Source organism: Nonomuraea sp. NPDC050478 (genome assembly GCF_044458265.1).
In the GTDB taxonomy this organism is placed as follows: domain Bacteria; phylum Actinomycetota; class Actinomycetes; order Streptosporangiales; family Streptosporangiaceae; genus Nonomuraea; species Nonomuraea ferruginea.
On sequence record NZ_JBITHT010000004.1, the window covers coordinates 409,701 to 422,713 of the forward strand.

Genomic DNA, 13,013 nt, shown 5'->3' on the forward strand with positions numbered 1-13,013 from the left:
CCTGACATGACCCACCATCGGAAGTCTCCCCTCCGAACCACAGGAGCGGAAGAGCGCACCTGGTCGCGGCCCCTGTCGCGAGGCCGTGCCCGGCACGGGGGTTCTGTTACCGATCCCGCTGCCGCGGTCGGTAATGCCAGCAGTAACAGAGCGCGATCACGCTGCCCCCTATTCGCGTCGGGGGACGAGTTCATGACCAGCTGATGGGATCGCCGTAATGACCAACAGAACTTCCCTCGCCGGCCGTCGTCGGCGGCTCGCAGCCGTCGCCGCGGCGGCTTCATTGACATTGACCGCGGCGTGCTCGTCCTCGGACGACGTCGCCCCCGACGCGGCGCCCGCCGCTGCCGCTTCCTCCGAGGCGGCCCCGCTCAAGCTCGTCGGCATCCTGACCGTGTCCGCGCCGTCTGTCGGGTTCCCGGACCAGGCAGCGGCGATCGAGGCCGCCGTGTCCGCGGCGAACGACAGCGGCGGCATCGCCGGCCGCAAGGTCGAGCTGACGGTCTGCAACGACCAGGCCGACCCCAACGTGAGCGCGAAGTGCGCCCAGGATGCGGTCGCCCAGGGCGCCATCGCCGTGATCGGCGGCCTGTCGGTCGGCGGCAGCGGCATGGTGCCGGTGCTCGAACAGGCCGGTATCCCGCTGCTCAGCCACCCGATCAACCCGCTCGAGTTCACCAGCCAGGCTTCCTGGCCGATCCCCGGCGGCACGCCGGTGTCATTCAGCGGGGCCGCGATCGGGCTGGTCAAGACCTACGGCTGCAAGAAGGTGGACGCGATCACGCAGTCGCTGCCGTCCTCGATCGCCTCGGCCGACTTCGCCGACGCCGGGCTGAAGTCGCTCGGCATGAAGCTGAACGCGAAGATCGCGGTGCCGACCACCAACGCCGACTACGGAGCCCCGGTCGCCCAGGTCGTGTCGAACGGCGCGGACTGCGTGGTGATCGCGCTCCCGCCGGGCGAGGCCGGCAAGGCGATCACAGCCCTGGGCGCCGGCGCGCCGGGCGTGAAGGCCGGGCTCGCCGCCGCGTCACTCACCCAGGCGCTCATCGACCAGGTGGGCAAGCCCGCCGAGGGCGTGCTGCTGTCCGACTCGTTCCTGCCGGTGAACAGTGACGAGGCCGGCATGGTCGCCTTCCGCGACGCCATGAAGAAGTACCAGCCGGACGCGAAGCCGACGTCGGCGGGCGTGGTCGTGTGGTCCGCGCTGGCCGTGGTGAAGGCGGCCGCCGAATCCATCCAGGGCCCGATCGACGGCAAGGCGATGCAGCAGGCGCTCGGCACACTCGACGCCGTCGAGACGGGTGTCGGACCGGCCATCGACCTCACCACGCCGATCGGCATCAAGGACTTCAGCCGGATCCTGAACACCAACGTCGTCACGTACACGGTCAAGGACGGCACCTACGGCCCGGCCGCCGAGCCGTTCAGCGTGCTCGACGCCGTCAAGGCGAACGGGTGACCCAGACCGGGGACCGGACAGTGGCGGAGCCGATCCTCGAGGCGGCCGACCTCGAGGTCGGCTACGGCCACCTCCCCGTACTGAAAGGGCTGTCGGTCGCGGTCCGTCCCGGCGAGATCGTCGCGCTGCTGGGCGCGAACGGAGCCGGCAAGACCACGACCCTCATGGCCCTGTCCGGAGTCCTGACACCGATCTCCGGCTCGGTCCGGCTCGACGGCCGGCCCGCGCCGGAGGGGCTGCATCGCAGGGCCGACGCCGGCGTGGCGCTGATCTGCGAGGACCGCTCGGTCTTCATGGGCCTCACCTGCCGGGAGAACCTCCGGCTCGGCCGCGGCGGCGTCCAGGAGAGCCTGGCTCTGATGCCCGAACTGGAGCCGCTGCTGGACCGGAAGGTGGGGCTGATGTCGGGCGGCGAGCAGCAGATGCTCACCCTGGCCCGCGCGCTGGCCGGCTCGCCGAAGGTGCTGCTCGCCGACGAGCTGACCCTCGGCCTCGCCCCGCTCATCGTGGCCCGGCTGCTCACCAGTCTGCGCGCCGCCGCCGACCGGGGCGTCGGCGTGCTCATCGTCGAGGAGCGGGTCCAGCGCGCTCTCCAGATCGCCGATCGCGTCTGCGTGCTGCGCCGGGGAGAGATCGTGATCGAGGGTACGGCGGCCGAGATGGGATCGCGGCTGGCCGAGATCGAGGCCAGCTATCTGTCGGCCGCGGCCGACGAACCCGGCGCCACGATCGGAGGCCACGGGTCATGAACGGCGCCATCCAGCTCGCGCTGGTCGGGATGTCGTCGGGATCTCTCCTGGCGTTGACCGCGCTCGGCATCGTGATCGCCTATCGCGGGTCCGGGATCATCAACTTCTCCCACGGCATCGTCGGGACCGTGGCGGCGTTCGCCTACTGGGAGCTCAACGCGGGCCAGGGGCTCTCGCCCGTGCTCGCGGTGCCCGGCGCGCTGCTCGCCGCCGCGCTGTGCGGCTACCTGACCTACCGGCTCGCGATCCAGCGCATGGCGCGCATGTCGACACTGAGCCGCACCAGCGTCTCGCTGATCGTGCTCGTCATCGTGCAGTCGGCGCTGACCTTGAGGTACGGCGCGGACGAACGCATCGTCCAGCCCATCTTCCCCACCGATCCGGTGTCGCTGTTCGGGATCCACCTGGGCAAGGACCGGATCATCACCTTCTTCATCGCCACCGTGCTCGTCACCCTGCTCACCGCCTGCTACGGCCGCACCCGGTTCGGGCTGGCCACCGCGGCGCAGGTGGAGAACCCGATCGCGTCGGCGGCGCTGGGCATCTCCCCGGTCCGGATCGCCACCAGCAACTGGGTGATCGGCTCGGTGTTCGCCGGCGTCGCCGGGGTCCTGCTCGCCCCGATCGTCGGGGTGCAGATCGTCACGCTGACCCACCTGATCGTCCCGGCGCTCGCCGCCGCGCTGATCGGCGGGCTGCGCTCGTTCCCGCTCACGTACCTGGGCGCCCTGCTCATCGGGGTGACGCAGGCCGAGGTGACCCGCTACGTTGCCACGCCCGGCTGGGCGGACGCGGTGCCGTTCCTGCTGATCGTGCTCGTGATGGTGTGGCGCGGCACGGGCGGCGGGATCCGTACGGCCATCGTCGAGCGGCGGCCGAAGGTCGGCGACGGCCACATCCGGCCGTTCATCCTCCTCACGCTCGTCGGCGGCTCGATCCTGCTGCTCACGCTGGTGTTCGACCTCTCGTACGTGACGGCGATGACGATCACCTGCACGTACGGGATCATCCTGCTGTCCAGCGTCGTCATCACCGGTTACACCGGGCAGTTGTCGCTCAGCCAGTTCAGTTTCGCCGGCATCGGCGCGGTCATCACCGGACTGCTGCTGACCCGTACCGGAATGCCGTTCCTGCCGGCGATCGCGCTCAGCCTGGTCGCGACGTTCGTCGTCGGCGCGCTGCTCGGCGTGCCGCTGCTGCGCACCCGCGGGGTGAACTTCGCGGTGGCGACGCTCGGCTCCGCCGTGGCGATCCAGGGCGTGCTGTTGCAGAACCCGACGTACTCGGGCGCCTACACGCCCCTGCCGGGGCCGCTGACGGTGTTCGGCTGGCAGGTGGACTCGCTCGTCCATCCCGAGCGGTGGGCGATCGTGTGCCTGATCGCGTTCGTCCTCGCCGGTCTCGTGGTCGCCAACGTGCGGCGCGGGCGCGTCGGACGCCGCATGATCGCGGTACGCACCAACGAGCGGGCGGCCGAGTCCGTCGGGCTGAACCCGTGGCGGGTCCGCCTCTACGCGTTCGCCCTCTCGGCGGCCATCGCCGCGCTGGGCGGGATCCTCGTGGTGTTCCGGCAGCCGACCATGGTGTTCGAGCGGGGCTTCGCGGCCTTCGACTCGATCCTGGGGATCTCCCAGGTCGTCCTGGGCGGCATCGGTTACATCGCCGGCCCGCTCCTCGGCGTGCTCGGGCATCCCGGCGGTTTCGTCTCCACGCTGCTCGACTCGGACAGCGCGACGACGCCGCTGTGGATCGCGCTCGTGGGCGGCATCCTGTCCATCTGGTACTTGCAGGCGCGGCCAGACGGGGCCGCGGAGGGCCTCGGGCGGCATATCCACCTGCCCCGCCGGTCCCGTCCGGCGCCGGTGACCGCCACGACCGCGGCCCCGCCCGGCCGCGTGCCGGAACGGACGCTGCGGGGCCAGGGGCTGACGGTCGCCTTCGGCGGGGTGGTCGCGGTCGACGACGCCTCGCTGGACGTCGGGCCGGGCGAGATCGTCGGCCTCATCGGGCCGAACGGCGCGGGCAAGACGACCCTGATCGACGCGGTCACCGGCGCGACCAGACCGAAGGCCGGCACGGTCACGCTCGGAGACAAGCCGATCGGGTCCATGAGGATGCACCGCCGGGTCAGGGAGGGGATCGGCCGGTCGTTCCAGAGCCTCGAACTCTTCGACGACATGACCGTGGCCGACAACCTCAAGGCGTCGGTCGACGCGCGGTCCGGCAGCGCCTACCTGACCGACCTGGTCTGGCCGCGCCCGACGGCCTTCACCGCGGGGGCGCTCGCCGCCGTCGAGCTGTTCGAGCTCGGTCCCGACCTCGACCGGCTGCCCACAGAGCTGCCGTACGGCCGGCGCCGGCTGGTCGGCATCGCCCGCGCGGTGGCCGCCGAGCCGTCCATCCTCTGCCTCGACGAGCCGGCGGCCGGGCTGAGCTCGACCGAGTCGGCCGAGCTGGGCGTGCTGCTGCGGCGGCTCGCCGACGAGCGCGGCATGGGAGTGCTGGTCGTCGAGCACGACATGGAGCTGGTCATGCGGGTGTGCGACCGGGTGATCGTGATGGAACGCGGGCGGATCATCGCCGACGGGACACCGGGCGACGTGCGCCGTGACCCCCGGGTCATCGCGGCGTACCTCGGCGACGAGCCGACGGAAGCGGAACCTCGGGAACCCGTCGTAGCACGGAACGAGACGGCCCGCGAGAGAGAGGAAGTCGAGCAATGAGGTCCGACGATCGGATCGAGAAGGCGCTCGCCCGCGCCGTCGAGCTGGGCGAGGTCGGCGTGCAGGTCGCCGCCTACCTCGGTGACGAGCTCATCGTCGACGCGTGGACCGGCGTCGCCGACCCGGGCGACCGCCGGCCGGTCGACGGCGACACCCTGTTCCCCGTCTTCTCGGTGAGCAAGGCGTTGCTCGCGACGGCGATCCAGCTCCAGTGCGAACGAGGGCTGGTGGACATGGACGAGCCGGTCGCGACGTACTGGCCGGAGTACGGGCAGCGCGGCAAGGAGCGCATCACCGTCGGTCACGTGCTCACGCACCGGGCCGGCGTCCCGCACATGCCGCCGGACCTGGACGCCGCCGGACTGGCGGACTGGGACGCCATCACCTCCTGGCTCGCGGGCGTCGAACCGCTGCACCCGCCGGGCGAACGCTCCATGTACCACTCGATGAGTTTCGGGCACATCCTCGGCGAGGTCGTCCGCCGCACCGACCCGGAGCACCGCCCGTACGACCGGTTCCTGCGCGAGGAGCTGTGCCTGCCGATCGGCGCCGATGACGTCTGGGACGTGCTCCCGGCGGAGCACGAGCATCGGGTCGCCCGGCTGACCTGGGGGCCGAACCCGCCGAAGCGGGCGCCGATGACCGGGGTGCCGCTGCTGTCGATGCCCCCGGAGATCCGTCCGGACGCCGACCGCTGGAACGACCCCCGGTTCCGGTCGTCGTCGGTCCCGGCGGCGGGCGCGGTGATGACGGCCCGCGCCGGTGCGCGGTTCTTCAGCCTGCTCGCCAACCGCGGTGAGCTCGGCGGCCGCCGGTACCTCTCGGCCGGCCGCCTGCTCGCCCTGACCCGGCCGCGGCCGGGCGCCGGCGAGTTCGACGAGGTCTACCAGGGCACGACCTGGATCGGCACCGGCGGCTTCTGGCTGGGCGGCGAGTCTCCGCCCGCCGACCCGCTGCTCGGCCGGTCGGTTCAGGTGCTCGCGCACGCCGGGATAGGCGGGTCGATGGGCTGGGCCGACCTCGCGAGCGGCCTGGCCGTCGTCATCACCCACAACCGGATGTTCCTGGGTGCCGCGCCGGGCGCCGAACCGTTCGTCCCCCTGGCCGACGCCGTGCGCGCGGTCGCGGGCGTGGAGTAGGGAGTGACCGCCATGGAGTACCGGCCGTTCGGGCGGACCGGCGTACGGGTGAGCGCCCTGGGCCTCGGGTGCTGGATGTTCGGTGACCGGGCCGACGAGGCCGAGTCGGCCCGGATCATCGACAGGGCGCTCGACTTCGGCGTCAACTTCTTCGACACGGCGAACAACTACGGCGGAGCACCCGGGCGCAGTGAGTCGATCGTGGGGGCCAGCCTGGCCAGGTCGTCCCGGCGCGACCGGGTGGTGATCAACACCAAGGCGTACATGCCGGTCGACCCCGACGACCCCAACGGGCGGGGCGTGAGCCGCCGTCATCTGATCCGCCAGTGCGAGGAGAGCCTGCGGCGGCTGCGGACGGACCACGTCGACGTGTTCACGCTGCACCGGTTCGACCCCGGCACGCCGGTCGACGAGCCGTTGCGCGCCCTGGACGACCTGGTGCGCGCGGGCAAGGTCCGTTACCTGGGAGTGAGCACGTCCGCCGCGTGGGAGGTCGTCGAGTCGCTGTGGGTGGCCAAGGAGTTCGGGCTCAACCGGATCGTGGCCGAGACGCCGCCGTACAACATCCTCGACCGGCGGGTCGAGCGTGAGCTGCTGCCGATGGCCGCGACGTTCGGGCTCGCGGTGAACCCGTGGGCGCCGCTCGGCGGAGGGGTGCTCACGGGACAGTACCGGCGCGGCGAGCCGCCGCCCGAGGGCAGCAGGTACGGCGCGGGCGGCGTGCTCGCCGGGTTCGCCGGTGACCGGTTCAGCGACGCCGTGTTCGACGTGCTCGACGTGCTGGAGGAGATCGCGGCGCGGCAAGGCATGACCGTCGCCCAGCTGGCCTACTCCTGGGTGGCACGGCAGCCCGGCGTGACGAGCGCGCTGTGCGGGCCGGAGCGGCTGGCCGACCTCGACTCGTGCGCGGATTCCCTGGCGATCGAGTGGACCGCCGAGGATCTGGCCGCGATCGACGCGGTCGCGCCGCCCGGTGACAAGGTCGCCGGTTGGTACGAAGCGCTCGGCGGCCCGCGCTTCCGGCCACACCCGGACAGAGTCTGACCGGACCCCAGAGCCGCTCGTCAGAGGGCCCGCCGGACCGCCCGTGCCCCGCTCCGGGGCACGGGCGCACGCCGGTCGATGACGGACTATCGGTTCGGCGACAACTGTCTGGACGCGGCGAAGATGACAGGAGGACCTGCTTACGACCTGGGCACTGGCACTTCGATGGTGTCGCATTACCAGTGCTCGCGTCATCGAAGCCGGCAGTATCCGGCCGAAGACCAAGTGTCATGGCTTGGGTGGGCGGCCTGCATCAGACCTCGTGGCGGAGTGGGCTGAACCAGATCGGTATCCAGCTAAGCGCCATGATCGCTGCGCCCGTCCACATTGCCGTCCCGATGCCCCAGACCTCGCCAAGAAGGCCCGCCAGCAGACCACCGACGCCGACCGCACCGATAAGGATCAGGCGCATGGTGGCGTTCATCCGGCCGAGCATCGGGTCGGGTGTAACCTTCTGCCTGAAGCTGACGAGCAGCACGTTATTCATCCCTGTCCGGAAGCACAAGATGCTCCATGCGGCCGCCGAGATCCAGACGCTCCAGCCGACGAACGGCACCAGAAGCGCGAACGGCGCAGTGGTCATGCCGACGATCCACACGGCACGCCCGCGGCCGAACCGCCGGCCGATCAGGTGAGCCGTCGAGGAACCGGCCAGCACACCGAGCCCGCCGATGGCAAGGTAAGCCCCGAGCACCCAGGCGGGATGCCCGAGCTCGTTGACGAGTAGCACGGGCAGCAGCGTCGAGCAGAGCGGGAAGGCGAGGTTCGTCATGCCGCCTTGTGTCGCGATGGCGATGAGGACCCGGTTGCCGAAGAGGAATCGCACCCCCTCGCCGATCTGCCGTCCGAGTCGCTCGCCGGGTACGGGGGCGGGCGCGGGTTCGGGCTTACTGATCCGGCGTAGCCACACGGCCGACCACAGGTAGGTGAGCGCGTCGAGCAGGATCGCCACCGGCGCGCCCGCGAGAGCCACCAACACTCCGGCGGAGCTTCTGCCGCCCACATCCATCGCCGCGTTCGTACCGACGAGCACTGAGTTCGCGGCGGTGAGCCGGTCGCGGCCGACCAGGTGCGGGAGCGTGCTCTGCGAGGCGACGTCGAAGAAGAGCGTGCCAATTCCCGTCGCGATGGCGACGCCGTACAGCTGGGTCATCGTGAGAGCGTCCAGCCACCACGTGACCGTTACCGACACCAGAAGCACGGCGCGAACCAGGTCCGTCGCGATCATCACCGGGCGGCGCCTGACCCGGTCCACCCATGCTCCGGCGGGCAAGCCGAGCACGAGCACGGTGATGGTGGTGAGGGCGCTGAGCAGTCCCACTTCACCGGGCCCCGCGTTGAGGGCGATCACCGCGAGCAGGGGCATCGCCACGTAGCCGACCTGGGTGCCGAACTGGCTGACCGCCGACGCCAGGTAGAAATTTCTGAAGGAGGGGTCATGCAGGAGCGGAGGCTCGGCAACAGTTGTCATACCACCTAGATGATGGAATCGTCAGTCCGAGCGCTATTGATTAAGCAGAGGACGAATCGGTTGGGCCTTGAGCTGACGTTCACCGCACAGGATGCGGCCAATGTCCGTTTCGCGGCTTCTCCTCTGTGGGAGGTCGTCGCCAGCGTGCGGGTGGTGAAGGATCCGGCCGCGCATGCCGTACTGAAGCCCTGGGCCGAACGGGTGCGGCGGCGGCTCGCCGATGTCGACTGGCGGTTGCTGTCCGACCTGGTGCCGGTGCCGACGATCTCGATCGTCGGCTTCGTCTGCCCGCCGCCCTCAACCTCCGTGCCCGACCTGGAGGTCGAGCTGGCCGGGATGGCGGCGATGGCGCCCCTGGTTCAGGAGGGTCTCGACGTCTGGGACGGTCCGCGCACCCGAGCACTCCAAGAGCTCTACGCCGACCCCGTGGGCGGCCTCGAACGGCTGGCCGAGGAGATCCGCAGCTACTGGGAAGCGGCCATCGCGCCCTACTGGCCGCGCGTACGGGCCCTGCTCGAAGGCGATGTGCTCTACCGCGCCAGGTTGCTGGCCGAGGGCGGCCTGCGGCGCATGCTCAGCGACCTTGACCCCGCCGTGACGTGGGAGGGAGAGACACTGCGCCTGCCCAAGACGGTCTGCGAAGGTGTGCGCCCGCTAGGCGGCCTGGGACTGTTGCTTGTGCCATCGGTGTTCACCTGGCCGCGTGTCTTCTCCATCACGACCCCGCCCTGGCAGCCCACGATCCGCTACCCCCCGCGCGGCGTCGCGACGCTCTGGGAGCACCGCGAGAGCGACCCGCCACAGGCGCTGGCCGCCGTGCTCGGCCGGACCCGCACCCGACTGCTGGCCGAACTCGACCAGCCCGCCTCGACCAGGGAACTGGCCGCCCGCCTCGACCTGTCGGAACCAGGCGCGAACCAGCACCTCACCGCTCTCCGCAGGGCCGGATTGGCCAGCGCGCACCGCACGGGGAGATATGTGCTCTATGCCCGTACGGCCGTCGCCGAGACGCTACTCGCCGGCGACGCGAGTCCCATACCGAGCGGTCACGAGTACGAACGGGCGGGAATCGCCGAAGTCCTCGACCCACCCCGCGCCCACTGACGACCAGGCCCCGAACCTGCTGCGATACACGTGCCTACTGACATCTCTGGTGCCGTACTGACATCTGCAAGGCCGTCAGACAACTGTCTGGAAGCAGCGAATCGAAGGTTTGATGCCCCGGCCGTGCAAGCCGGGGCATCTCGGCTCCAGCGGCTGGCCGGGAGCGGGTGTCCCGCGAGCCGTGTGGCGAGGGTGAAGTCCTGCCGGGGTTCGAACCCGACACCCGCTCACCGACGATCGGAGTCCCTGGATCGGACTGCGAAGATCAGCCGAGCGTGAACGTCCCGGCGCGGATACGGCGCCGGCTGGGAGGGTGGGCCTCATGATGGAGGACTTGCGGGACGCCGAGCGCCGGCTTCAGGCCGCGCAGCTCGCTGGAGATGTCGAGGCGCTGGATCGGCTGCTGGATGATCGGCTGATCTTCACCTTCGGTGCGAACGTCGCGACCAAGGCGGACGACCTGGAGCTGCACCGCACTCGGACGCAGGTGATGACGAAGGTGGCCGAGGAGGAGTTGACCGTGCTCGCCGATGGGCGCACCGGGGTGACGTGGTTTCTCGGCACCGTCGAAGGGACCGTCTCCGGTGCGCCGTTCGCGGCCAGGATGCGCTACACCCGTACGTGGCTGTACGACGAGACGCACGGCTGGCGAATCATCGCCGTGCACGCCGGCACGACCGATTGACATCACCGACACGTTGTCCGACGACCGGCCAGCCGGATGGTCGCCGGCGAGGTTCGACCGCCCCGGGGGCGGGCCGACGCTGGAAACCAGGCCATCCCGGCAAGATCAAGGACTAGATCTTGGTATCCCGGCTCCGGCCCGTGCACGAAAGGATCAAAGCAAGAGGTCCATGCGACCGACGGTAGATCATGAGGGCATGGTCAAGAACCTCTCCCTGCTCCTGGCTGGACTTCTCGCCGGTGTCGCGATCATGCTTGCCGGTCAGTGGCCGAGGGCGGAGGTGGTGTACCGGAGCGAGCAGCCCTCCACCGTGACGTACGAGGACGACTCGGCGCACCACCTGGGCCTGATCCGCAGGGACACGCTGTTCGGGGACGCGACACACCTGCTGGTCGTCGGCCGCGACCCCGGCTTCGGATACGGCCACTGGGTGAACGTCCACACGTCCGTCATCGACGCCGGCAAGGAGATCGCGGAGACGGCGTGGACGCCGGAGGGGGTACGGGTACGCTTCATGAGCGGGCACGAGTTGTTCGTCCCGGCTCGATACTTCCTCCACGGCCGCTGAGCGGGTCAGGACAGCGTCGGCGGCTCGGCGGGGCCGGCGTCCGGCAGCGGCTCCACCTGCGGCAGGCGGGCGACCATCGTCCACGGCGGGCGTCCGTTCCACTCAACTCCGATGGCCCGCTGTCATGTCCACTTCCAGATGGCGGACGGACTGTCATCTTCAAGGCCGCCAGAAAACGCTGTCTGGACGCGGCGATGGTGTCTGCTGCAGCCTGACCGAAGCGTGGACGAGCCGACCAGGCGGCGCTCACGATGGGGCACGTGGTGATGTGAGACCCCGGTGTGTCACAGGCAACGGTGGTTCCCCGGGTCGCGGCAATGAGCCCCATTGAACGTGTTCAGCCAGCCGCGCTAGGCTCGTCCCACTCACCTTGGGGGAAGCCGGATGAAAGTCGTGACATCCGGGGGGACCGGGCAAGTAGGCACCATTCTCAGTCGTGCGCTGACCGCCGCAGGCCATGACGTGGTGATCCTGACCAGGCGGCCCGTGCGCGATCGCGACGTCCGGTGGGATGCCGAGACCCTTGGCCCATGGGCGAAGGAACTCGACGGCAGCGACGTCGTGATCAACCTGGCTGGACGCAGTGTCAACTGTCGCTACACACCGGACAATCTGCGGGCGATGATGGATTCGCGGGTGCATTCCGCCCGGGTGATGGGTGAGGCGGTCGCGGCCGCCTCACGGCCTCCCCAAGTCTGGTTGCAGATGAGCACCGCCACCATTTACGCCCACCGCTTCGACGCCCCCAACGATGAGGTGACCGGCGTGCTCGGCGGCACCGAACCGGGCGTGCCAGGCTACTGGGCTTACAGCGTTGAGATCGCGAAAGCGTGGGAGCGCGCGCAGAAGCAAGCCGAGACCCCGCACACGCGCAAGGTCAGCATGCGCGCTGCCATGGTGATGAGCCCCGATCGTGGCGGCGTCTTCGACGTCTTGCTGCGGCTCGTGCGCCTCGGACTTGGCGGCCCGGTCGCCGGCGGCGCGCAGTACGTGTCCTGGATCCATGACCGCGACTTCGTCCGCGCCGTCGAGTTCCTGATCGACCGGGACGACCTCGCCGGGCCGGTGAACCTCGCCGCTCCCGTTCCTTTGCCGCAACGCACGTTCATGCGCGTGCTGCGCGCCGCGCGGGGCGTCCCGGTAGGCCTGCCCGCAACAAAGTGGATGGCCGAACTCGGCGCGTTCGCACTGCGCTCGGACACTGAACTCCTCTTGAAGAGCCGCCGCGTCGTTCCCGGCCGCCTACTCGAAGCGGGCTTCGCCTTCGACTACCCGCAGTGGCCTGAGGCCGCCGACGACCTCGTGCGCCGCCTGCGCGGCGGGCCTGGATCCACATCCACCATGTGAGCCTTCGGCTTCTCCAGCGACTTCGTGACCGCCGACCGCCGGGCCAGGGCGTCATCATCTCCCGAGCCGAACCGGGGCTTGGCGCTGAGCCGCTGTAACCGTCACCAGGCGCGCCGCTGCACCCGGCGGCCTCGTCGATGATGCGATTCAGCGTGGACGCAGGCCCTCGAAGAGCAGGTCGAGGAGGCGTTCGGCGGTGTCTGGCGGGGCGGTCGTCTCGTTGACCCAGGCGACGGCCGTAGCCATCTCGATGAGTTCGGAGCCGGTCAGGTCGGTTCGTGCCTGGCTGCGGGCTTGTGCGTGGCGCAGCAACTCGGTGGCGGCCTGTTCGACGGCCAGGCAGCGGGCGCCCAGCGGGCCCTCCCCCGTGCGCGTTGCCCGCGCGTAACTGGTGGCGATCCCGCGGTACCGGGTGATGTGCCGCACGAGGGCGGAGACCCACTCACGCAGGATGTCTCGCGATTCCGGCTCGTCGAGCAGTTCGATGGCCAGCGCGGCGAGGCCGTCCAGGCTTTGACCGACGATTTCGGCCGTCAGCGCTTCCTTGTCGGGAAAGTGGCGCCACAGCGTGCCCGGTCCCACACCCGCGCGGCGGGCGATGTCGTTCATCGCGGCCGTGTCGACGCCGACCTCGTCGAAGAGCGCAGTCGCCGCCTCGATCAGACGAGCTCGGTTGCGGCGCGCGTCGCTGCGTCGGGGGCTTCCGGTCATCACGTCGTTC

11 protein-coding genes are annotated in these 13,013 nt (G+C 70.3%); 9 read left to right on the forward strand and 2 right to left on the reverse strand.

The genetic code is table 11. The features are described from left to right. Positions 1-217 precede the first annotated feature (217 nt). The 5 genes from ACIBF7_RS21875 to ACIBF7_RS21895 are packed head-to-tail and all read left to right on the forward strand — an operon-like array spanning position 218 to position 7,117. On the forward strand, positions 218-1,462 hold the full coding sequence (locus ACIBF7_RS21875; RefSeq protein WP_397197976.1) for an ABC transporter substrate-binding protein: 1,245 nt from the start codon (positions 218-220) through the stop codon (positions 1,460-1,462). Further along, complete coding sequence (locus ACIBF7_RS21880) at positions 1,459-2,211, forward strand: ABC transporter ATP-binding protein (RefSeq protein ID WP_397197977.1); 753 nt, start codon at positions 1,459-1,461, stop codon at positions 2,209-2,211. Before ACIBF7_RS21875 ends, ACIBF7_RS21880 begins: the two co-directional genes overlap by 4 nt. Beyond that, positions 2,208-4,934, forward strand: coding sequence for an ATP-binding cassette domain-containing protein (locus ACIBF7_RS21885; RefSeq protein WP_397197978.1), 2,727 nt, complete (start codon positions 2,208-2,210; stop codon positions 4,932-4,934). Before ACIBF7_RS21880 ends, ACIBF7_RS21885 begins: the two co-directional genes overlap by 4 nt. Next, positions 4,931-6,073, forward strand: a complete 1,143-nt coding sequence (locus ACIBF7_RS21890; RefSeq protein ID WP_397197979.1) for a serine hydrolase domain-containing protein — start codon at positions 4,931-4,933, stop codon at positions 6,071-6,073. Before ACIBF7_RS21885 ends, ACIBF7_RS21890 begins: the two co-directional genes overlap by 4 nt. A gap of 12 nt (positions 6,074-6,085) precedes the next feature. Continuing rightward, positions 6,086-7,117 (forward strand): aldo/keto reductase, encoded by a 1,032-nt coding sequence (locus tag ACIBF7_RS21895; protein WP_397198263.1) that lies wholly within the window; start codon positions 6,086-6,088, stop codon positions 7,115-7,117. A 253-nt stretch (positions 7,118-7,370) separates the two neighbouring features. Here ACIBF7_RS21895 and ACIBF7_RS21900 read toward each other — a convergent pair whose 3' ends face one another. After that, positions 7,371-8,588 (reverse strand): MFS transporter, encoded by a 1,218-nt coding sequence (locus ACIBF7_RS21900; protein WP_397197980.1) that lies wholly within the window; start codon positions 8,586-8,588, stop codon positions 7,371-7,373. A 60-nt stretch (positions 8,589-8,648) separates the two neighbouring features. Here ACIBF7_RS21900 and ACIBF7_RS21905 point away from each other — a divergent pair, with 60 nt between their 5' ends. The 4 genes from ACIBF7_RS21905 to ACIBF7_RS21920 all read left to right on the forward strand — a co-directional run bounded on the left by ACIBF7_RS21905 (position 8,649) and on the right by ACIBF7_RS21920 (position 12,292). Further along, a complete protein-coding gene (locus ACIBF7_RS21905; protein WP_364228653.1) occupies positions 8,649-9,692 on the forward strand; it encodes a DUF5937 family protein in 1,044 nt (347 codons plus the stop codon). Between the two features lie 325 nt (positions 9,693-10,017). Then, the gene (locus ACIBF7_RS21910; RefSeq protein ID WP_397198264.1) at positions 10,018-10,377 is read left to right on the forward strand and encodes a nuclear transport factor 2 family protein; all 360 of its coding nucleotides are present in this window, start codon (positions 10,018-10,020) and stop codon (positions 10,375-10,377) included. Positions 10,378-10,573: 196 nt separating this feature from the next. After that, positions 10,574-10,945 carry a hypothetical protein gene (locus tag ACIBF7_RS21915; protein ID WP_222709052.1) on the forward strand — a complete coding sequence of 124 codons (372 nt, stop codon included), beginning with the start codon at positions 10,574-10,576 and terminating at the stop codon, positions 10,943-10,945. Between the two features lie 384 nt (positions 10,946-11,329). After that, entirely contained in the window at positions 11,330-12,292 is a 963-nt protein-coding gene (locus ACIBF7_RS21920) for a TIGR01777 family oxidoreductase (protein ID WP_397197981.1), read from the forward strand. 147 nt (positions 12,293-12,439) lie between these two features. On the opposite strand, the gene ACIBF7_RS21925 is transcribed toward ACIBF7_RS21920, so the two are convergent. Then, on the reverse strand, positions 12,440-13,003 hold the full coding sequence (locus tag ACIBF7_RS21925; RefSeq protein WP_148033229.1) for a TetR/AcrR family transcriptional regulator: 564 nt from the start codon (positions 13,001-13,003) through the stop codon (positions 12,440-12,442). Between the last annotated feature and the right edge of the window lie 10 nt (positions 13,004-13,013).

What these genes read in the sequence shown, in the direction of transcription:
- ACIBF7_RS21875 (WP_397197976.1), top strand. Translation starts at nt 218, where the DNA reads ATGACCAACAGAACTTCCCTCGCCGGCCGTCGTCGGCGGCTCGCAGCC.
- ACIBF7_RS21885 (WP_397197978.1), top strand. Translation starts at nt 2,208, where the DNA reads ATGAACGGCGCCATCCAGCTCGCGCTGGTCGGGATGTCGTCGGGATCT.
- ACIBF7_RS21890 (WP_397197979.1), top strand. Translation starts at nt 4,931, where the DNA reads ATGAGGTCCGACGATCGGATCGAGAAGGCGCTCGCCCGCGCCGTCGAG.
- ACIBF7_RS21895 (WP_397198263.1), top strand. Translation starts at nt 6,086, where the DNA reads ATGGAGTACCGGCCGTTCGGGCGGACCGGCGTACGGGTGAGCGCCCTG.
- ACIBF7_RS21900 (WP_397197980.1), bottom strand. Translation starts at nt 8,588, where the DNA reads ATGACAACTGTTGCCGAGCCTCCGCTCCTGCATGACCCCTCCTTCAGA.
- ACIBF7_RS21910 (WP_397198264.1), top strand. Translation starts at nt 10,018, where the DNA reads ATGGAGGACTTGCGGGACGCCGAGCGCCGGCTTCAGGCCGCGCAGCTC.
- ACIBF7_RS21915 (WP_222709052.1), top strand. Translation starts at nt 10,574, where the DNA reads ATGGTCAAGAACCTCTCCCTGCTCCTGGCTGGACTTCTCGCCGGTGTC.
- ACIBF7_RS21920 (WP_397197981.1), top strand. Translation starts at nt 11,330, where the DNA reads ATGAAAGTCGTGACATCCGGGGGGACCGGGCAAGTAGGCACCATTCTC.
- ACIBF7_RS21925 (WP_148033229.1), bottom strand. Translation starts at nt 13,003, where the DNA reads ATGACCGGAAGCCCCCGACGCAGCGACGCGCGCCGCAACCGAGCTCGT.